This is a genomic window from Salinisphaera sp. SPP-AMP-43 (assembly GCF_049568105.1).
Lineage (GTDB): Bacteria > Pseudomonadota > Gammaproteobacteria > Nevskiales > Salinisphaeraceae > Salinisphaera.
On the sequence record NZ_CP145335.1, the window covers coordinates 3,654,943 to 3,675,429 of the forward strand.

Annotated in this window: 14 protein-coding genes; 9 read left to right on the plus strand and 5 right to left on the minus strand. The window is 64.3% G+C overall.

Annotation, left to right across the window (positions count from 1 at the left end):
* Positions 1 to 4 precede the first annotated feature (4 nt).
* Complete coding sequence (locus V5738_RS15750) at positions 5 to 1,069, plus strand: NAD(P)-dependent alcohol dehydrogenase (protein WP_423821761.1); 1,065 nt, start codon at positions 5 to 7, stop codon at positions 1,067 to 1,069.
* Positions 1,070 to 1,220: 151 nt separating this feature from the next.
* Here V5738_RS15750 and V5738_RS15755 read toward each other — a convergent pair whose 3' ends face one another.
* From V5738_RS15755 to ptsP, 5 genes are all read right to left on the minus strand, one after another.
* The gene (locus V5738_RS15755) at positions 1,221 to 2,054 is read right to left on the minus strand and encodes an alpha/beta fold hydrolase (RefSeq protein WP_423821762.1); all 834 of its coding nucleotides are present in this window, start codon (positions 2,052 to 2,054) and stop codon (positions 1,221 to 1,223) included.
* A 387-nt stretch (positions 2,055 to 2,441) separates the two neighbouring features.
* The gene (locus tag V5738_RS15760; RefSeq protein WP_423821763.1) at positions 2,442 to 3,941 is read right to left on the minus strand and encodes a hypothetical protein; all 1,500 of its coding nucleotides are present in this window, start codon (positions 3,939 to 3,941) and stop codon (positions 2,442 to 2,444) included.
* Between the two features lie 100 nt (positions 3,942 to 4,041).
* Positions 4,042 to 5,805, minus strand: a complete 1,764-nt coding sequence (locus V5738_RS15765) for a fructose-specific PTS transporter subunit EIIC (protein ID WP_423821764.1) — start codon at positions 5,803 to 5,805, stop codon at positions 4,042 to 4,044.
* Positions 5,802 to 6,800, minus strand: coding sequence for a 1-phosphofructokinase (gene pfkB, locus V5738_RS15770; protein ID WP_423821765.1), 999 nt, complete (start codon positions 6,798 to 6,800; stop codon positions 5,802 to 5,804). The genes V5738_RS15765 and pfkB overlap by 4 nt, the downstream gene beginning before the upstream one ends.
* Positions 6,800 to 9,691, minus strand: coding sequence for a phosphoenolpyruvate--protein phosphotransferase (gene ptsP, locus V5738_RS15775; RefSeq protein WP_423821766.1), 2,892 nt, complete (start codon positions 9,689 to 9,691; stop codon positions 6,800 to 6,802). Before ptsP ends, pfkB begins: the two co-directional genes overlap by 1 nt.
* 337 nt (positions 9,692 to 10,028) lie before the next feature.
* Between ptsP and cra the strand changes: the two genes are divergently transcribed.
* The 8 genes from cra (at position 10,029) to V5738_RS15815 (ending at position 20,264) form a co-directional block, all read left to right on the plus strand.
* Positions 10,029 to 11,048: a catabolite repressor/activator gene (cra, locus tag V5738_RS15780; protein ID WP_423821767.1), complete on the plus strand. Its 1,020-nt coding sequence runs from the start codon at positions 10,029 to 10,031 to the stop codon at positions 11,046 to 11,048.
* Between the two features lie 208 nt (positions 11,049 to 11,256).
* On the plus strand, positions 11,257 to 12,612 hold the full coding sequence (locus V5738_RS15785) for a sugar porter family MFS transporter (protein ID WP_423824193.1): 1,356 nt from the start codon (positions 11,257 to 11,259) through the stop codon (positions 12,610 to 12,612).
* Between the two features lie 109 nt (positions 12,613 to 12,721).
* Entirely contained in the window at positions 12,722 to 13,591 is an 870-nt protein-coding gene (locus tag V5738_RS15790; RefSeq protein ID WP_423821768.1) for an SDR family NAD(P)-dependent oxidoreductase, read from the plus strand.
* A complete protein-coding gene (locus V5738_RS15795; protein WP_423821769.1) occupies positions 13,588 to 14,400 on the plus strand; it encodes an alpha/beta hydrolase in 813 nt (270 codons plus the stop codon). Before V5738_RS15790 ends, V5738_RS15795 begins: the two co-directional genes overlap by 4 nt.
* Before the next feature lie 330 nt (positions 14,401 to 14,730).
* Complete coding sequence (locus V5738_RS15800) at positions 14,731 to 15,405, plus strand: PEP-CTERM sorting domain-containing protein (protein WP_423821770.1); 675 nt, start codon at positions 14,731 to 14,733, stop codon at positions 15,403 to 15,405.
* 566 nt (positions 15,406 to 15,971) lie between these two features.
* Entirely contained in the window at positions 15,972 to 16,988 is a 1,017-nt protein-coding gene (locus V5738_RS15805) for a zinc-binding alcohol dehydrogenase family protein (RefSeq protein WP_423821771.1), read from the plus strand.
* A 353-nt stretch (positions 16,989 to 17,341) separates the two neighbouring features.
* Positions 17,342 to 17,971, plus strand: coding sequence for a YitT family protein (locus tag V5738_RS15810; protein WP_423821772.1), 630 nt, complete (start codon positions 17,342 to 17,344; stop codon positions 17,969 to 17,971).
* A 1,015-nt stretch (positions 17,972 to 18,986) separates the two neighbouring features.
* Positions 18,987 to 20,264, plus strand: a complete 1,278-nt coding sequence (locus V5738_RS15815; protein WP_423821773.1) for an MgtC/SapB family protein — start codon at positions 18,987 to 18,989, stop codon at positions 20,262 to 20,264.
* Positions 20,265 to 20,487: the final 223 nt, after the last annotated feature.

Here is a 20,487-nt window from a genome sequence, read left to right on the forward strand (position 1 = left end):
CTTCATGCCCACTTTGACTCACGCCTACGCTGCCCATGCGGCAGACCGCAACCTCGAGCCGTTCGATTTCAACCGCCGCGACCCGCGTCCGGACGATGTGGCGATCGAGATCCTATACTGCGGCGTCTGCCACTCGGACCTGCACTTCGCCAAGAACGACTGGGGCTTCACCCAGTTCCCGATCGTACCCGGCCACGAGATCGTCGGCCGCGTGACCCAGGTCGGCCCGGAAGTCACCCAGTACCAAGAAGGCGATCTGGTCGGCGTCGGCTGCATGGTCGATTCCTGCCGCGACTGCCAAGCCTGCAACGATGGGCTGGAGCAGTACTGCCTGAACGGCTTCACCATGACCTACGGCAGTGAGGATCCGCACGACGGCAGCATGACCCAGGGCGGCTATTCCACCTTCGTGGTGGTCTCCGAGCGCTTCGTGGTCGGCATGCCCAACGGCATCGATCTCAAATCTGCAGCTCCCCTGCTGTGCGCCGGCATCACCACCTATTCGCCGCTCAAACACTACGGTGTGAAAGCTGGCCATAAGGTCGGCGTGATCGGCATGGGCGGTCTCGGCCACATGGGCGTCAAACTGGCCAAGGCCTTCGGCGCCGAGGTGACGCTGTTCACCCGTTCCGAATCCAAGGTTGAAGAAGCCAAATCCAACGGCGCCGACCATGTCGTGGTCTCGACCGACGACGAGCAGATGGCGGCCGTGGCCGAAACCTTCGACTTCATGCTCGACACGGTGCCGGTCCAGCATCCGATCGACCCCTATTTGGCGACCCTGAAATACGACGGCACGCATATCCTGGTCGGCCTGATGGACCCGATCGAGCCCGCCATCACTGGCATGAACCTGATCTTCAAGCGCCGCGTAGTCGGCGGTTCGTTGATCGGCGGCATGCCAGAAACCCAGGAAGTGCTGGATTTCTGTGCCGAACGCGGCATCACCTGCGATGTCGAGATGATCGACCTGAACGATATCAACGAGGCCTTCGAGCGCATGAAGGCCGGTGACGTACGTTATCGCTTCGTCATCGACATGGCCTCGATGAAGGACAAGGCAGCCTGATTGCCCTCCGGGCTGCTTTGTAGGCGCTGCCTTGGCCCTCCCGGTTGCCCCCGACCGAGCAGGTAGCGCCCGAACGTCGGCCTCGGGCCGGCGTTGTTTGCCGGCCGCCGGATAACCCGGCGGCCGGCATTTTCAGATTGGACTCACCCGCTCAGTCGAGAAACTCGAGCAGGGCCCGATTGAACTCGTCGGCATGCGTGGCATTGATGCCGTGCGGGCCGCCCTGAACGACCACCAGCGACGCGTTAGCGACGCTCTGCGCGGTACGCTTGCCCGAAACTTCGATCGGCACGATCGAATCGGCATCGCCGTGGATCACCAGCGTCGGCACATCGATGCGCTCCAGATCGCCCCGGAAATCGGTGCGTCCGAAGGCCGAGATGCAATCCAACGTGCCCTTGGGCGACGCTGCCCAGGCCAGATCCCGGTGATAGGCCCGCATCGAATCGCTGACCAGCAGTCCACCAGCCTCGGTGGAGAAAAACTGCGCCGAGAAATCCTCGAAGAACGCCGGCCGATCCTGCTTCACGCTGTTTTCGAACTGTTCGATGGTGGCATCGTCCAGCCCGCCGTCGGGATTGTCGTCGGCCTTGTACAGATACGGCGGTACGGCTGCGGCGAACACCGCGCCAGCCACCCGCTCGCTGCCATAGGTGCCGATATAACGCGCGACTTCACCACCGCCCATGGAAAAGCCGACCAGGGTGGCGTCTTTTAGATCCAGATGCTGCATCAGCTTATCCAGATCGGCAGCGAAGGTATCGTAATCGTAGCCCTGATACGGCTGGGAGGATTTGCCAAAGCCGCGTCGATCGTAGCTGATCACGCGGTAGCCCGCATTCACCAGCGCCGGCACCTGGGCCTCCCAGGAACGGCCGGATAGTGGCCAGCCGTGGATCAGCACCACTGGGCGGCCGGCACCCACGTCTTCGTAGTACAACTCGACCGGCGCAGTATTTTCGGTATCGACCTTCAGATAAGCCATGCCAGGCTCCTGTGGGATGAATTTAACTCGCCCAATATGCGTCAGTAGCCCGGGCCGACAAAAGCCCGGCCCGAGACAAAAGCGATCAACGCGCTGAAAATAGCCACCGATCCGGCTGATTTTCTCCGGCCCGCCAGGCCAAGCCGGTTTGGCAGCAATCCGAGACACAGTCTCCGTCGCGGCGTCGCCCTACATCCAGACTGCTTGCCATGCTGGATCGCGCTCAACCCGGCCCTGGCCGAAACCGGGCTGGCTATAAAAACTATGCCGCCTGCCGCGTTATCGCAGCAGCCCCCGAAGACCCAGCACGGACAGCCTGCGAAACCGGCTCCCCATCAGCGAAGTAGCATTCGAACGACACACGCCCGGACGCTGGACTCTAAGGGCTCAGAATTTATAGAACAGACGCAGCCGATTGTCGTAGAACCGATGGCTGCCCTCGAAATCGGTTACGCCAAGCACATCCTGGAGCTTGAAGCCTTCCAGCACCGGGCTGATCATCGACAGGCTGAGCGTCACACCGGTATCCCAGCCCCAGGAGTGCTGGTTGTGGGTAATTGGCGTATTGGCAGCAAAGCCCTGCGGCCCGGAGGTATCGTAGAAATCGTGGCTCTGGCCGTAGCGGGCCACGTAGCGGATATAGCGCGAGAACAACGAGAACTCATCGGTGGCGCGTACATTCGCGCGCACGCCATAGCCATAGCCCGGCCCGAGATCGCCCACACCGTCGTTCATGGTGTCGGTATAGAACAACCCCGACAGATCGGTATAGGGATGGGCCACCTGCCCGCCGCGGAAGCTGCCCTCGTGGGTCGGTGAATAGTGCCCGACCACCGACAGGCCGAAATGGGCCGAACGCACCCCCAGCTTGGCGCCATAGACATCGGCATCGATCGGACCCAGCTTGGCTTGGCCGGCTTCGCTCTCGTGGGTGTACTGCAGCCGTATGAACGGCTTGATGCCATCGAAACCATCGCTCACAGCCAGCGCCGGCAGCTGATAACCGGCCTCGACATACTGTAAATCCGCCGTGTCGTTGAAGTTGTAATGCCACAGCTGGGCGATGTAGTCGCCGTGCGCGGTGCTCTGGCGGGCATGGGTGCCCAAGGTGTAGAACCCGGAGGTATCGGGCACGTAGCGATTGCCGTCCTGGAAATGGCTAGAACTGCGGCTCTCGAACTTATACATGCGCGCGAAATAGACCTGCCACTTCGGCTTGTCCTGACGCTGGTCGTGAAACGACATCGGCATCAGCAGGTCGTTGTTGTAATCGGCCGGCGCGATGCGCTGTTCGCCCGGGTCGACCGAGCGATCGCGATGGGTCGCGAAATCCAGCGGTCGGGCCGAGATCGAAAAACCGGCGAACGAGCGCGGGATAAAGGCGAACTGATCGTCCGAGGCAAACGGGGTATGCATGTTCTGGCGCCCGGCGCGAATCCGCACCCCCGGCCAGTTGTACTGGGCATAGGCACGATTGAGGGTTCGATAATGCCCGGCTGGGCCGACCAGGTTCGAGTTGTAATCTTCCTTGTCCTGCAAGGCCTCGGAAAACGAATACCCAAGCCCCGCCGACAACCCGTAGATCTGGCCGGTCTGGGCATAGATATTGCCACCGATCGCGACCGAGCCGACGTCATAGCCGCCGTTCGGGTCCTGGGTCGGATTACCCGGAAAGGGCTGGTTGAGATTGTGATCGCGCTGAAAGTCGTACAGTCCCAAGCGACCAGACCAGCGAACACCGTGTAGAAGCTGGGTATTGAGCTGCTCCCCCAGCCCCGCGGCGACCCCGCTACCGGGGCCACAGAGCAGCCCGAACGCAACACAGCCAACGCCGGCCCAAGCCACCCGTTTGAGTACGGACGGTCGGCTAACTGGCGCATTAATCATAGAAATCCCCCAAATCGAATTGACTGCATTATGCAGTTCCAGCTCGGGGGACGTCTCCGATTAATAGCGAGCCAATCGATTGCGCGCTACTTATGACCGATTATGAAGCCGAGGAATTCAGGCCCAGTGCATCGGTGCTGGCCGAGGCTGAATCCGCGGCCACACGCGGCTTGATGGTGGCATACAACAGCCCGGTCACCGCCGAACCGGCCGCAATCGCAGCCAGATACAGCGAGGCATGGGTCACCGCGTTCGGAATCAGCATCACGAACAGCCCGCCGTGCGGCGCCATCAGCTTGCAGCCGAAGAACATGCTCAGCCCGCCGGCGACAGCGCCGCCGGTCACACAGCAGGGAATCACCCGGATCGGGTCCTTGGCTGCGAACGGGATCGCGCCCTCGGTAATGAAGCACAGCCCCAGCACCAGCGAGGCTTTGCCGCCCTCACGCTCGGCGGTATCGAACTTCGGCCGGGCCAGCAGACTGGCCAGCCCCAGGCCGATCGGCGGTACCATGCCGCCGGCCATGATCGCGGCCATCGGCAGATAGGTCTGGGACGACAACAGCCCGACACCGAAGGTATAGGCCGCCTTGTTGATGGGCCCGCCCATGTCGAAGCACATCATGCCGCCCAGCAACAGACCGAGCAGCACGGCGTTGGTCGAGCCCATCGAATTGAGAAAGCCGGTCAAGGCTTCCAGGATCGCGGCCACCGGTGTACCGATGACATAGATCATCACCAGCCCGGTGATCAGGCTCGAGATCAACGGAATGATGAGAATCGGCTTGAGCGACTGGATACTGGCCGGCAACGGCACGAAACGCTTGACCGCGAGCGCTGCATAGCCGCCCAGGAAACCGGCGATGATGCCGCCGATGAAGCCGGCCCCGAGATCGGTCGCCAGCCAGCCGCCGATCAGCCCCGGGGTCAGCCCCGGCCGGTCGGCGATCGAATAGGCGATATAACCGGCCAGGATCGGCACCATCAGCTTGAACGCCGAGCCGGCACCGATCTGCATCAGCGCCGCCGCCAGACTGCCCTTCTCGTCGGCCGCATTAATGCCGAACACGAACGACAGCGCGATACACAGCCCGCCAGCGACCACCATCGGCAGCATGAACGACACGCCGGTCAGCAGATGCTTGTAGATGCCGCGCTCTTTCATGCTGGGTTTGGCCTGGCCCTGGCCGCTACCGGCACTGCCCTGGCCAGCCGATTCCACCGTCGCCTCGGCCAACGCAGCCTCAATGGTCGAGCGGGCCTGCTTGAGCGCGGCCCCGGTCGAAGCCCGGTAGATCGGCTTCCCGGCAAAACGCGAATCGTCGACTTCGATATCGCAGGCCAGCAACACCACGTCGGCAGCTGCGATCTCTTCGTCGGTCAGCGCATCCTGGGCGCCCACCGACCCCTGGGTCTCGACCCGAATCTGGTGGCCCAGCGCGCGCCCGGCTTCGGCCAATGCCTCGGCGGCCATGAACGTATGCGCGACCCCGGTCGGGCAGGCAGTCACCGCGACGATGCGCTGTCCCGATGCCGCCTCTGCAGGCGCAGTATCGTCAGCCGCCGGAGCCGTGTCCGCAGCGCTCGGCTCATAGGGCGCGGCCTGGCTTTCGGCGGCGTCCAGCACCGTATCCGGCTCGGCCAGCGCCTGACTCAGCTCGGCCCGATACAGGGCCCGCCCGGCATAGCCCGACAGATCGACCGGAGCACTGGCAGCCACGATCACATAGTCGCTGTCGCCGCTGTCATCGGGGTGGAAAACAGCCCGCCAGCCGCGACGCTCGGCGGCCCGGAACAGCCGCTGGGCCGCCAGCCAGGAAGTCGTCTGCCCGCCCGGGCAGGCTGTGACGATGGTGATCTTCATGTTCGGTTCTCTCCGGCCGCCGATAGCGACCCCCGTTTGACTCTCGGTCCGCGCTCGACGACAGCCTGCACGGCCACCGATTGGCGCAGAGTCTCGAATTCAGCCGTATCGGAACGCCCCACGCCGATCCGGGTGACGGCATCCGCCGACAGGGCCACGGCAAACGCCAAAGTGTCGTCATCCGACCAGCCCGATAACCGGCCGTGCATGAGCCCGGCCACCAACGTATCGCCGGCACAGACCGTCGACACTACCGATACGCGCGGCGCCGTGGCCGCGAGCGTCTGGCGTTCGCCTTGCCAGAACACACCCGCAGCACCCCGCGACACCACGACATTCGTTACGCCGGCCTGTTGCAGCGCGGCCGCAGCGTCCAGCACGGTCGCCTCTTCGGCCAGCGTCCGGCCGGCCCAGGCCGCCAGCTCGTCGACGTTGGGCTTGACCCATGCCGGGCAGGCCGCGATTGCTGCCGCTAGTGCCTCGCCGCTGGTATCCAGCCAGACCGGCACCCCGAACTCGTTCAGGCGTACCACCAACTCGGCCAGCCGCGCCGGCGCCACGCCCGGCGGCAGGCTGCCGGCGATCACGGCTGCCGAGAACGATTGTGTTTCGGCCTGTGAATCGATCTCGGCGAGCAGGCCGGCCCAATCATCATCGGCCACGGCCGCGCCGGCGGTATTGATATCGGTCACGCGTCCGGCCGACTCGGCCAGCTTGACGTTGGTGCGCGTCTCGCCGGCTACGCGAATGAAGGCATCGGCCACGCCCCAGTCGGCGAAAGCGGTCTCGAAGACGCCGGCATTGGCCGCGCCCAGAAAACCGCTCACGGTCACCTGGTGGCCGTGGGCCGCCAATACCCGGGCCACGTTGTTGCCCTTGCCGGCCGGCGTCGAGCGCGCCTCGCCGGCACGATGCACGGTGCCGGGCATCAGCGTATCGAGCCCGATCGATAGATCGAGCGCTGGATTGAGCGTGATCGCCAGAACGCGTGCCATTAGACCTGCGACTCGCCAGCCTCGGCGGCCTCGACCGCTTCGCGCACCTCGGCGGCGGTGGCCATCGACAACAACGCCTCGACCCGGCTGGCGGCCTCGGTATACGACAGTCGCCGAATCCGGGCCTTGACCAGCGGCACCTGTCGGGCGTTAACCGACAGCTCATGGATGCCGAGGCCGACCAGCACGCCGACCGCCTGGCCGTCGCTGGCCAATTCACCGCAGACGCCGACCCAGCAGCCGTGGTTCTCGGCCGCGACCATGACCATCAAAATCAGCCGCAACACCGCCGGATGTAGGCCGTCCGCCTGGCCAGACAGCCGCGGATGGCCGCGATCGATGGCCAGGGTGTACTGGGTTAGATCGTTGGTGCCGATCGAGAAGAAATCGACATGCGGGGCCAGGCTGCCGGCCAGCAAGGCACAGGACGGCACCTCGACCATCACCCCGAGCTGGACATCGACGCTGTCGAACTCGGCGATCACCCGGTCGTAGATGGCCCTGGCGGCATGGAACTCGGCCAGATCCTTGACCATCGGGAACATGATCCGCAGCGGCCGGCCATCGGCCGCGGTCACCAGCGCCCGGATCTGGGTCTCCAGAATCTGTGGCCGGTCCAGCGCCAGCCGGATACCACGCAACCCCAGAAACGGATTGTCCTCGGGCGGCACCGGCCAGTAATCCAGCGGTTTATCGCCGCCAACATCCAGAGTCCGAGCCACCAGCGGCCGATCCGGGCCGAGGGCTTCGAAGGCGCGCCGGTATTCGGCGACCTGGGTATCTAGATCGGGCGCCGCCGGGTGCGCCATAAAAATGAATTCGGTGCGCAGCAGCCCGACGCCCTCGGCGCCGCGCTCCACAGCATCGCCGGCGTGCGACGTATTGCCCAGATTGGCAGCGACTTCGATACGGCGATCATCGGTGGTGACCGCGGGATCAAAGCGGGCCGCAAAGGCTTTTTCGGCCAGCGCCTCGCGGTCGGCGATTGCGCGCTCGGCGCGCTCGCGACGCGCATCGCTGGGATTGGGCGTGACCCGGCCACGCTCGCCGTCGATGATCAACTCGTCGCCGTCGCTGAGCGACAATACGCCTTCACCGGCCCCGACCACCGCCGGAATACCCAGGCTGCGCGCCAGAATCGCGCTATGCGAGGTCGCCCCGCCCTTGGCAGTGAGCAGGCCGCGTACGCGCTGGGTATCGAGCTGGGCCACATCCGAGGGGCCGATATCTTCGGCGACCAGAATATAGGGGTGTTCCGGCGGCTCCGGCATATCCACGCCGCACAGCCGCCCGAGCACACGCCGGCCGACATCGCGCAGATCGGCCGCCCGCTCGGCCAGGATCCGATCCGCCAGCGCGGCCTGGGCCCGGGCCGAGGCATCGATGGCCGCCCACCAGCCGGCTTCGGCCGAAGCACCTTCGTTGATCGCCTCGACCGCCGCCTCGCGCAGCTCCGGATCGCGCAGCATCTCCTCGTGCATGGACAGGATCTCGGCCATATCGCCGCCATCGGCCGCCCGCACCAGATCGGTAAGCTGGCTATAGGCATCGCGGATCGCGGCGTCCAGACGCCGGCGCTCACTGATCGAGTCGTCGCGGGTCTCGGGATAGTCGAACTCGGGCAGGCGCATTACGAACGCTGGCGCGATCGCCATGCCCGGCGACGCCGCGACGGCATCCAGCGGCGTATCGTCGGCCGGTGCCGGGGCGATCGCCCGCGGCTGACTCTTGTTGCGCGACGGCCGGGCCTCGCTGGTGTCGTCCAGCGGCAGCACTTCTTCGCCCAACCCGGACCGTACGGCATTGCCGATCGCCTCGAGCGCGCCCGATGCGCCCTCGCCTTCGGCCGAAAACACCAGCATCTGGCCGCGCCGTGCGCCCAGCCCGATAACCTTGGTCAGACTGGCCGCCGAGACCGTGTCCGCGCCACCGGACTCCAGACGCACCCGAATCGGCAGGCTTTGTTCGCGGGCGATCTGGACCAGCTGCTTGGCCGGGCGGGCATGCAGGCCGTGGGCATTGCGTACCCGCACCCGCAGCACCTCGGCGCTGCTCGACTCACCGGACAGCCGGCCCAACAACTGACCCGCATCGAGCTGGGCTAGACGCGTACCTTCCCCGGATTCCAGCACCCCGAGCATGCGATCGAGCAGTTTCTGGGTGGCATGGCCGACCTGTTCATCGGCCCGTGGCACCCGGGCCAGCACGAACACTGCGGCGGCATCGTGGACTTCGGCCGGCGTGGCGACCGCCAGCGCCGGCTGGGCGACGTCGGCACTGCCTTCGATCAGCCATAGTTTGTCGCCCAGCGAGGCCGGCGTCTGGCCCATGATCTCGGCCAGAAACGCCGGCCCGGCCAGGCCGGCTTCGTGCAGCCGCGTCGCCGCGACCGCCGCCAAGCCCTGGCGGGTGGTCACCGGCACACGGGCGGCCACGGTATGCCGATCCAGGCGGGCGACCACTGGCGGTCTGGACAGCAGCGCGATCACCTCGTCGGCGTTGTCGGCCTCGGCCAGACGATGGGCCACGCCCGGCGCATCCAGCACATGGGTCAGTCCGCGCAGGATATCCAGATGTTCGTCGTTGGCCGCGGCGATGGTAATCACCAGCGACACACGATTGCCGTCGTGCCATTCCAGGCCGTTCGGGAACTGCAGCAGACGCAGGCCGGTTTCGCGTACATAGGCCCGCGAGGCCGGCGTGCCATGCGGTATGGCGATGCCGTTGCCGAGATAGGTCGAGGCTTCGTTTTCGCGCTGGAACAGCGCCTGGCCGTAGGCGGCATCGGTCAGACCCGCCCGGGTCAGCGCCTTGCCGGCCTGGGTCAGGGCATCGCGCCAATCGTCGGCAGATTGGTCGAGCAGTACGGCATCGGCAGTGAGCTTGAGCATGAGAACTCCGGGACGGATAAACCGATCGCTGGCGGGCGATCCATCTTAGCCTTTCGGCGAATAGCTGAATCGTGTCACCGAAATTACAGTCGTATGCTGTAACTGGCTTTGGGAGGAATCAAGTGAAAACAGCGCCCTTCAGACAAAAGTCTGATCCTCCGACGGCAGAAACGAATACTGCTGCAGCATGCAACGGCTTGGGCACCCGCCAGCAGCGCCAGGGCACGGCCCAGCGGGCGCAGTGTAGTCGAGGCGTCGTTAGCGCGCTCAACCGCACTCAACCGGCACGGCTCGGCATGGGCCAGTCGTATTCAGCCACGGCTGCGATCGATCCGGTATGACCAAAGCCCGAACCCTTGCCGATATCGCTCGGCTGGCCGGCGTTTCGCGCACCACTGCCAGCTATGTGGTCAACGGCCAGGCCGAGGCCAGACGTATCAGCCCGAGCACTGTGGCCCGGGTCAATGCCGTGATCGAGGCCCACGGTTTCCAGGTCGATGCGCGCGCTGCCGCGCTGCGTCGCGGCGCCACTCGAACACTCGGCTTGGTGGTGCCGGATCTGGAAAACGTCAGCTATGCCCGCCTGGCCAAGCGACTCGAACGCGGCGCCCGATCGGCCGGCTATCAGGTGATCATCGTCTGTTCCGACGACGAAGCCGCCACCGAACGCGCGCTGGCCGAAGCACTTCGGGCGCGGCGCTGCGATGGTCTGATCGTGGCTTCCTGCCTTGATCGAGAAGATCCCTTCTACGCCGATCTGCAGGCCGAAGGACTGCCAATCATCGGCCTCGACCGGCCGCTCGACGAGGCTCGCTTTCGCAGCGTGGCCTCGAGCAACAGCGCAGCCGCGCGCCGGCTGACTGCCTCGGTGCTCACCCCAAACACACGTTCAGTGGTCTGGCTGGATGCCGTGGCCGGTCTGTCGATCACCGAACGCCGCCGCCAGGGGTTTCTGGCCGCGGTCGACGAGCACGACGGTGATTGCCGCGCCACCCTGTGCACCGCTACGACCTATAGCCGTGCCAGCGGCGCGGCCCTGATGCAGGCGCATATCGACGAGCACGGCACACCGGATGCGTTGGTGGTGGCCGCCTATCCGCTGCTCGACGGCGCGCTGGACGTACTGTTGGCCGCGTCGACGCCGGGTCGCGACTATCCCCGCATCGGCACCTTCGGCGACGACCGGGTGTTGGATTTTCTGCCGATGGCAGTGAATTCCCTGCCCCAGCAGCATGACCAGGTCGCCGCCATCACCCTGGATCGAATGTGGACTGCGCTCGACGGCCGCTGCCCGCCGGGCCGCGATCGGGTCGACCGGCTGCTCACTCACCGCACCGGACGGGCGCCCGAGCCGTGAAACGATTCAGCCGCTAATCTTCGACATTAGTCGTAGTTTCGACAATTTAATTGGTCATAACAACCAATCTACAGATATCTTAAACGCGCTTTTTCCTAATTCTTTCCCTACCCATTCAAGGAGATTGGATATGGCCGGCCCTTCTGGTCCTACGAACTCGACGGCGGATGACGCGCCGTCGGCGGTGGCGCACGCCGATATCGTGCCTATGGTCTGGCTGAGCTGCGGCCTGGCTGCGCTCGCCGGGCTGCTGTTCGGCATGGACATCGGCGTCATCTCTGGCGCCCTGCCCTTTATCAAGAACGAATTCCATGTGTCTTCCGCCATGGAAGGCTGGATCGTGTCGTCCATGATGGTGGGCGCGGCCGTTGGTGCCCTAGGGGCCGGCTGGATCTCGAAAACCCTGGGACGCAAAAAGGCGTTGCTGGCCTCTTCGCTGCTGTTCATCTTCGGCGCCTTGATCGCCGTAGTGGCCCAGGGCGTGACCGTATTGGTCATCGGCCGCATCCTGCTGGGTCTGGCGGTCGGCGTGGCTTCGTTCACGGCCCCGCTGTATCTGTCGGAGGTCACCCCTGAGCGCATTCGCGGCGCGACCGTGTCTTTCTACCAGCTGATGGTGACCATCGGCATTCTCGCCGCCTTCGTGTCCAACCTGCTGTTCTCCTATATCGAGAGCTGGCGCTGGATGTTCGGCGTGCTGGTGATTCCGGCGATCTTGCTGTTCTTCGGCGCGCTGTCGGTGCCCAAGAGTCCGCGCTGGCTGGCGGCCAAGGACCGCTTCGACGAAGCCCGTGACGTACTCTCCAAGCTGCGCGGCAGCTCGGAAGAAGTCGAGTACGAACTCAACGAGATCCAGTCCGCCATCCAGCAGGAAAGCAATTCCCGTGGCTGGGCGATGCTGCGCGACAACCCGAACTTCCGTCGCTCGGTGGCGCTGGGCATCGCCCTGCAGCTGGTCCAGCAATTCACCGGCATGAACGTGATCATGTACTTCGCCCCCCGCATCTTCGAGATGTCGGGCTTCGAAGGCACGGCGGCCAGTCTGTGGGCTACCGTGATCACCGGCCTGATCAACGTGCTGGCGACTTTCATCGCGATCGCCTTCATCGATCGCCTGGGCCGCAAGCCGATCCTCTATGCCGGCTTCGTGATCATGGCTACGATGATGGCGCTGTTGTCGGCGGTGCTGACTATCGGCCCGACCACGCCCTTCTTGCAGTACACCGGCATGGCCGCAGTACTGATTTTCGTGGCCGGCTTCGCCATGTCGGCCGGCCCGTTGATCTGGACGCTCTGCTCGGAGATCCAGCCGCTGCACGGCCGCGACTTCGGCATCGGCGCCTCGACCGGCGCGAACTGGATCGGCAACTTCTTCATCGGCCAGTTCTTCCCGATGATGCTGGCTGGCCTGGGCGGTCCGTGGACGTTTGGCATCCTGGCCCTGGTCAACGCCGTGTTCATCCTGTTCATCCTCTGGTTCGTCCCGGAGACCAAAGGGATCTCGCTGGAGAAGATCGAGCGCAACCTGATGAGCGGCAAGGCCCTGGCCAAGATCGGCATCTAAGCCGCACCGCAACGGCCGGGCGGCGTCTTGCCACCGGCCGTCTGCTAAAATGCGGGCTCATACAGCACTCGACCGGCTTCTTGCCGGTCGTTTTGTTTGAGGACGATCCATGCCCCAACATCCCGCTATCGCGACCGGCCATGGCGCTGTCGTGACCGGCGCGGCCAGCGGTATCGGTCTGGCCGCGGCCGTTCGTTTCGCCCGCCTGGGGCTGCATGTGGCCTTGGCCGATCAGCCCGGCCCGACACTCGACGATGCGGTTTCAGCCGTCCAGAGCGCGGCCGTCGAGGCCGGCTATCTAGAGGCGATCGTATTCGGCCAAGCCTGCGACGTAAGCGAGGTCGACCAGGTCCAGACCCTGGCCGACCGTGCCTTCGAAGCCTTCGATCACATCGGCGTGGTCATGAATAATGCCGGTATCAACGCGGGCGGCGGCTCCTTCGAAAAACTCGACCGCTGGCGCGCGTTAATGGCCACCAACCTCTGGGGCGTGATCCACGGCGGCCAAGTGTTTGCGCCGCGCCTGCTCGAACAAGCCAGCCCGGCTGCGATCATCAACACCGGTTCCAAACAGGGCATTACCAATCCCCCGGGTGACGCGGCCTACAACGTGACCAAGGCTGGAGTGAAATCCTATACCGAATCACTGGCCCACGAGCTGCGCAACGCCAAGGGTGCGACCGTCTCGGCCCATCTGCTCGTCCCCGGCTTTACCTATACCGGTATGTCGAAGCCCCGGCATCCAAGCCAGCCCGCCGAAGCCTGGAGCGCCGAGCAGGTTATCGACCGGCTCATCGAGCGCATGGCCGCCAGCGACTTTTATATCCTCTGCCCGGACAACGCAGTCGATGAAGAAACCGACCGCCGCCGGATCACCTGGGCAGCCGGCGACCTGACCGATAATCGCCCGGCCCTATCGCGCTGGCACCCCGATCACACCGAGGCCTTCGCCGAATTCGTCAACCGGAATCGCACATGAGCAACGATTGGGACCACGCCTACGACAACCGAGCGGCCGTCGCCGATGCCAGCGATTGGCTGGCCCACTGGCAGGCCGATGGCCAAGCGTTCCGGGCCGAGCATACGGCGACCCAGCACACCTACGGCACCGATGCCCGCGAGGTGTTCGATCTGTTCGTACCGGATCGAGACTCGCCCCACGGCACATTGATCTTTCTGCACGGCGGCTATTGGCGTTCACTGGCCCGAACCGAAAATCACCAGTTCGCAGCCGGCGCCCTGGCCCGGGGCTGGCGGGTGGCATTCGTCGAATATCCGCTATGCCCGAACGTCACCCTCGAATCGCTGACCGATTCGGTGATCGCCGGCATTCAGGCGGTCGCCGATACGATCGACGGGCCACTGGTTCTGGCCGGACACTCGGCCGGCGGCCATTTGGTCAGCCATGCCGTGACCACACATAGCGGCTTGCTGGCCGCGGCCCGCCAGCGTATCCAACGGGTGATCTCGATTTCCGGACTGCACGACCTGCGCCCGATCGCGGCCACCACCGATATCAACGGCACGCTGGGCCTGAGCAGCGACCGGGCTACAGCCCTGTCGCCGGCGCTACAGGCGCCTGATCTGCCGGGCGATCTGATCTGTGTGGTCGGCAGTGACGAGCTGGCCGAGCTGAAACGCCAGAACGCCCTACTCGCCAATATCTGGACCGGGCTGGGCGTGCCTTGTCGTGCGATCGAACTCGCCGGCGAGCATCATTTTTCGGTGCTGGAAGCCCTGCGTTCACCGGCCACCGCGCTTACGCGCTGGGCCACGCTCGAAGACTGATGTGTCATAAAAACCGACACATTAAGCAGCGCCCGATCGGCCGATGGCAATCCAAGCGCATGGCCCATACCGGCCATTGTCTTGATCCCGCTTATACAACGAAAGCCGGGTCGTTATACCCGCTTTAACCGCCCCATCGAGCGTCGGATCGCCTGTCAGACCAAAGGCGGAGTTAGGGCGAAAAACCACCGCTGTATGTCGGATTTCCTTACATTGCTGCGTTTTCAGCTCAACCCAAACCACTACACCCCTTGCCCTTGCTTGCAAGAGATCAAGGAATACAAATTGCTATAAAAGTTATACCGAATACAAAACGCGTGGGAGCCTCTCATGCCAGCTTATCGTCGGACTGCGGCCCTTATCCTCCTCGCCCTGTTTTCGATCGGCTCGGCACCGGCGAGTGTGATTTACGACTGGCAACCGATCAGCAACAACGACGGCCTGGAAACCGACAGCGGCCAAGTGATTCTCACCGATCAGGCCTATCGGGCCGGATCGGCTTATTTCGACGGCTGGGCCAACTATCCGATTTGGGAAGGCGAACCGCCGGCTCCGCCCGAGATCAGCTATCCCGACAGCCCGATCGAACATGCCTCCCTACGGTTTCAGCTCCCGGGATGGCCTGAGCAACTCTATGTTTATGCCAACCCGCCATATGGCTCCGAGCGTAACGCCGACCTGTATTACCTGACTGCCGACTTCACCATCGTCGACGCAGGATTGAGCGGCAGCCTTCGGATGGCCTCAAGCGCCGACGATTTCGGCATGACCGGCGACGATAACGGGCTCTGGACGCTATATCGCGCCAATAGCGATGCCCCCAACCGCTGCGGCCAGGATGGCTGTAGCGGCGCTACAGGCCGATGGACTCTGGACCCTTCGAGCGTGCCTCGCGTATCGGAACCGGGCTCGCTGGGCCTGTTCGCCCTGGCTTTGCTCGGCGTGCTCGTCGGGTCGCGGCGCCGAAAACACGGCCCTAGCCTAGCCAACCCGCGAGCCCGCTGAGCGGCATCGGCGAACTGGCCAATGCGGCCAGCACTTCGCGATTCACGCCTTACCCCGGGCCGGCCAGCCACGCCTGGCCGGCCTTCGCCCTGCGCCCCCACTTCGGCCGCCAAGTCGCATGCCTTGTCTTCATACAAAAGCCTGGCCTGGCTTGGCCTGGCTGGTTGTACGGCCGCACCACAGGCGCTTTCGCGCGGCGAGACGAAGCCTGGCGTGCCGTCCTGTTGGTCTGTCCGTATACGCGATACGGGCTTGCCGACGCATCGCCCATCCACGGGCGCTGGCGCTTTTCCGTTGCCCGCGCTATCCAGGCAACCCAGCGGTCTTAAAGAACTATCGTGGCACGGATTGTCGGCTCGCATCGGGCCGGCTGCCACCGGCGGCCGCTATATGATGCGCATACGATGAGCGCGACCGGCTCCCGTCTCGAATCGCCCAGGCCTATACGAGCGCGATTACTGCAGACCGCCGGTTTGATTCCCGCCACATCGTCGCTATAAACGGCAACAGCATGTTGTACAGCAGCGGCGTGGAGCCGCTGCGTGAGTTCTCTTGAGTCTTTGTTTATGAAAGCCATCGCAACCCGCGGCGCAGACGATATCAACGCCCCCGGCGCCTTCGAGATACTGGATACCGCCATTGCCGAGCCCTCGGGGCTGGATCTGCGCGTGCGCGTCGACGCGCTGTCGGTGAACCCGGTCGACACCAAGATCCGCGCTGCCGCCCTCGGCGAGATCAACGAACCGTGCATCCTCGGCTGGGACGCAGTCGGCACCGTCGAAGCCACAGGCCCGGATGTCACCGACTTCGGCGTCGGCGATCGGGTGTATTACGCCGGGCAGGTCGATCGCCCCGGCTGCAATGCCGAACAGCAGATCGTCGATAGCCGCTTGGCCGCCCATGCACCGAAGTCGCTGAGCGACGAACAGGCTGCGGCCATGCCGCTGACCGCGCTGACTGCCTGGGAAGGCCTGTTCGACAAGCTGGGCCTCAACGCGGCGACCGAGGCCCATAGCGAACAGACGCTGCTGGTGATCAACGGCGCCGGCGGGGTCGGCTCGAGCGTCATCCAGCTCGCCCGCCAACTCACCGGTCTCAAGGTGATCGCCACGGCCTCGCGGGCCGAATCGGCCGACTGGTGCCGCAGCCTCGGCGCCCATGAAGTCATCGACCACCACGACCTACTTACGGCGCTGCACAACGCCGGGCACGACACGGTCGACTATATCTATAACTGCCACGATATCGGCGTGCACTGGCAGAACATGGTCGAAGCAATCCGCCCGCTCGGCCGGATCGTGGCGATCGCCGAAACCGAGCAGACCGTCGATATCAATGCCCTGCAATCCAAGGCGGTCAGTTTCTGCTGGGAATTCATGTTCGCTCGCGCCCTGCACGGCTACCACCCCGAACGCCACGGCGAAATCCTGGCCGAACTCGCTCAGCTGTTCGACGCCGGTCGGATACACAGCACCCTCGGTGAAGTGATCGGTCCGCTGAATATCGACAACCTCACCGAAGCCCACCGGCGGCTCGAAGCCGGCCATACCGTAGGCAAACTGGTACTCACGGCCCTGGCCTAACCCGCGGCCCGGCCAGCCTGTCGCTGCCTGCAGGCTGGCCGGTTCGGCACCGTCTCGATTCCCTAAACGGCGCTGACCCGGGCGCCCGTGGCATTCGATGAGTGCCGCCGCCGCTTCGCCAGCCGGCCCTGCACATGGCCCACGGCCGCGAAGACATCCCTCGCCGGCCTGGCTAGGATATCCCTGTATGAAACGGCCGATGCGTTAGCCCGGGGTGATCGCCCCAGCGCGGCCTCATACCTGCCGAGCCAGCCACGGCGACTGGCGAGCCCGGCCGGAGGCCGGCTTAAATCCAGCGTCATTCTGGAGCGAATCGTGCATATCGAAGCGCTCGGTTTGTCCTTGCTTTGTTTATGTCTTCGGTCGAAATCGGCGCGCCCGTCGTTGCGCACAAGCTCTGGGAAGACGTCCTAGCCATGGTGCTCGGCGTCGCGGTCGCAGCCCTTGGGCTATTCTTTTATAGCCAGGCCCAGTTGTTGATCGGCAGTACCGCCGGCATGGCACTCTTGATCAGCTATGTCAGCGGCTGGTCCTTCGGGCCGGTGTTTTTCGTCATCAATCTGCCGTTCTACTGGCTGGCGGCCCGTCGTATGGGGATACGGTTCACGATCAAGACTTTCATCGCTGTGGCCGGCCTATCGAGCCTGACTTGGGCTATGCCGGAGTTGATGACGATCGATCATCTGAACGCCTTCTATGCCGCCCTGGCCGGCGGCGCCATGATCGGCCTCGGCATCCTGTTTCTGTTCCGACATCGCGCTAGCCTCGGTGGCGTCAATATCCTCGCGTTGTATCTACAGGATGCCCGCGGCATTCGAGCCGGACACATCCAGCTGGCCATCGACACACTGCTGATGATCGTCGCCCTATTTGTGCTGCCCTGGGATCGGGTGGCGCTGTCGGTGCTCGGCGCCGTGGTTCTCAATATGATCGTTGCCATCAACCACCGGCCTGGGCGCTATCTCGGCGAAAGCCGACCCTAGAGCGTGTTGAGGTTGCGTGCGAGTCCACGCCCAGGGCGGTTTGTAGGGCCATTGGGCTACAAGCCAAGGCGCCGCGAGTGCGGCGTCGTTGTGCGACGTCCGCGAACGGCAACACTGGATTGCGGCTCAAATCGCATCGGGCCGCACGACCAACCTTGGTCCGGGCATGCTCAGAACCGGCGGCGCGCCTCGCCCGCCACGATTTGCGGCGGCAACGCGACGCCCGCACGAAACCTGGCCTAGCCCCGTACAAGCAACGGACCCGCGCCGGCGCTGGCTCGCCTCATGCGTTTTGCGGTACCAGGCCGCAGCAACAGGGCGGCGCTACGATCCAGCCTCGCAAGACGGCCCTGGCGCATCCTCTGCATCAGGGACATACGCCCTAAAATGAATGCCACGACAGCCCACTGCGTTGTGGCTCGCTGACCTGGCGCGACAACACGCCGTTCGCCAGGCCGTCTATGGCCACCTTCTTTTTAGGGAACGCTGGGCTGTGGCCGCTGGGTGCAGCCAGAGCAGGCCAAACGGCTTATGCCATGCGATCCACCAGGTCAGTGAGCAATGCCCTCTCATGAGCAGCCGCTCGCCTGGCCACCGTGGCCGCAACCGTCGTGTCGAGCGGCCAACGCAGCGATCGCGCTATCCGCCGCAGGCGCCGACCGGCCGGACGCCCCGTCGCCGGTCGTCCTGTTTAGTTCTTGTTGGCAACTCCTTCGCGCGAAGCCGCCCCTCCAGGTGTGCCACCCACTCAAACATCATGGGCCGCGCAGGCCTTTTGGCTGGCCGATAGCGCTCGGCCGGCTTACGCCCCGCAACCACCGCCCTGGCCGGGTCTCTGACATACCGTCGCCATCTGCCCGGGCGGCCATCGGTTGCCGCCGGCCTTCCAGTCAAGCGAGCCGGCCGGGCCGGCTATCGGCCACCTGCAGCCAAAGAGCGTAACGTGGAAAGCCGATATCACGCCTTGCCGCCCCGCCGTGCCAACCCTCAGGCCGCGCCCCAGCCCAGTTCGAACATGAACGTCACAGCTCAGTTTCTAGCCACCAATGAAACCACTTTGAAGCTGGCCGTCGCATTATTACTGGGCGCGATCATCGGACTCGAGCGAGGCTGGGAGGCCCGCGAGCAGAAATCCGGCGAACGCATCGCCGGCATCCGCACTTTTGCACTCATCGGCTTGCTGGGCGGTATTTCGGCCTTGCTGACCACTGCTGTCTCGCCGTGGGCTTTTCCAATGCTGCTGGTTAGCGTGGTGGCGATCGTTCTGGTCGCATTCAGCCAGCAAGTCGCCCAAATCCAAAACTTCAGCATCACCAGCGCCGTAGGCATATTGCTGACTTTTTGCTACGGCGCGGTCGCGGTCGCGATCGATCCGGCCATCGCTGCAGCGGCCGCGGTGGTGACCGCCATCATTCTGGACAACAAACGCGGAATCCACGGGCTGGTCGAGCGCCTCAAATCCTACGAGCTGGATGCTGCACTCAAGCTGCTGCTGATCTCGGTGGTGATGCTGCCACTGCTGCCGGATATCGGCATGGGCCCCGGCGGCGTGCTCAATCCCTACCAGATCTGGTGGATGGTGGTCCTGATCGCAACGATTTCTTTCGTCGGCTATTTCGCGATCCGCGTGGCAGGGGTGCGGAAAGGCATCCTGTTCACCAGCCTCTTCGCGGGTCTGAGTTCCTCGACCGCGCTGACGCTGCATTTTGCCCGCCAGTCCCGACAGACTCCCGAACTCAGTCCGCAGTTCGCTACCGGCATTCTGCTGGCCTGCGGCACCATGTTCCCGCGCATCCTGTTTTACTGCGTCGTCATCAATCACCAGCTCTTATCCTGGCTGGCATGGCCAATCGCGGTCATGACTTTGCTGCTCTATATCCCGGCGGTGGTGATCTGGAAACGCAACGACTCGCCATCACCCATCAGCCAGCCGAACCTCAGCCAGAACCCGCTCGATCTCAACTCGGCGTTGCTGTTCGGCCTGTTGCTCACTGCCATCCTGGTGTTGGGCGAACTGTCTCGCGACTGGCTCGGCAATGCCGGCATCTATGCGCTGGCGGCCACCTCGGGCATCGCCGATGTGGATGCGATCACCTTGTCGCTGACCCGAATGTCCCAGCAATCGATCGCCGTTCAAACTGCCGTACTCGGCATCGTGATCGCTGCGGCGACCAACAATCTGATCAAGATCGGTATTGCCGCAGCTATCGGCGGCCGCACACTCGCGCTGCGGGTGGTCGGGCCCATGCTGGTGTCGCTGATCGCCGGCCTCGCCATTGCCTGGTGGCAATGAAGACGCATACCGCCAGCCGCGTGGCGTAAACCCCGATCCAATCCGGCTCGTATTCCAGGCTGATAATCGCCGCGGTGCTGCCCCGATCGAGCGCGGCCTGACACGGCATGCTCTTGGCCGGCGCGCGTAGCGCCCAGTCGTTAATCCGCCAGCCAAGCAGCCGCCCGAGCGTCATGTCTTCAACCGCCGACATGCACCAACGCCACAGCGCCCGGCCGGGCGT

Coding starts and splice junctions, on each gene's coding strand:
- V5738_RS15750 (WP_423821761.1), top strand. CDS start 5: ATGCCCACTTTGACTCACGCCTACGCTGCCCATGCGGCAGACCGCAAC.
- V5738_RS15755 (WP_423821762.1), bottom strand. CDS start 2,054: ATGGCTTATCTGAAGGTCGATACCGAAAATACTGCGCCGGTCGAGTTG.
- V5738_RS15760 (WP_423821763.1), bottom strand. CDS start 3,941: ATGATTAATGCGCCAGTTAGCCGACCGTCCGTACTCAAACGGGTGGCT.
- V5738_RS15765 (WP_423821764.1), bottom strand. CDS start 5,805: ATGAAGATCACCATCGTCACAGCCTGCCCGGGCGGGCAGACGACTTCC.
- pfkB (WP_423821765.1), bottom strand. CDS start 6,800: ATGGCACGCGTTCTGGCGATCACGCTCAATCCAGCGCTCGATCTATCG.
- ptsP (WP_423821766.1), bottom strand. CDS start 9,691: ATGCTCAAGCTCACTGCCGATGCCGTACTGCTCGACCAATCTGCCGAC.
- cra (WP_423821767.1), top strand. CDS start 10,029: ATGACCAAAGCCCGAACCCTTGCCGATATCGCTCGGCTGGCCGGCGTT.
- V5738_RS15785 (WP_423824193.1), top strand. CDS start 11,257: ATGGTCTGGCTGAGCTGCGGCCTGGCTGCGCTCGCCGGGCTGCTGTTC.
- V5738_RS15790 (WP_423821768.1), top strand. CDS start 12,722: ATGCCCCAACATCCCGCTATCGCGACCGGCCATGGCGCTGTCGTGACC.
- V5738_RS15795 (WP_423821769.1), top strand. CDS start 13,588: ATGAGCAACGATTGGGACCACGCCTACGACAACCGAGCGGCCGTCGCC.
- V5738_RS15800 (WP_423821770.1), top strand. CDS start 14,731: ATGCCAGCTTATCGTCGGACTGCGGCCCTTATCCTCCTCGCCCTGTTT.
- V5738_RS15805 (WP_423821771.1), top strand. CDS start 15,972: ATGAAAGCCATCGCAACCCGCGGCGCAGACGATATCAACGCCCCCGGC.
- V5738_RS15810 (WP_423821772.1), top strand. CDS start 17,342: ATGTCTTCGGTCGAAATCGGCGCGCCCGTCGTTGCGCACAAGCTCTGG.
- V5738_RS15815 (WP_423821773.1), top strand. CDS start 18,987: ATGAACGTCACAGCTCAGTTTCTAGCCACCAATGAAACCACTTTGAAG.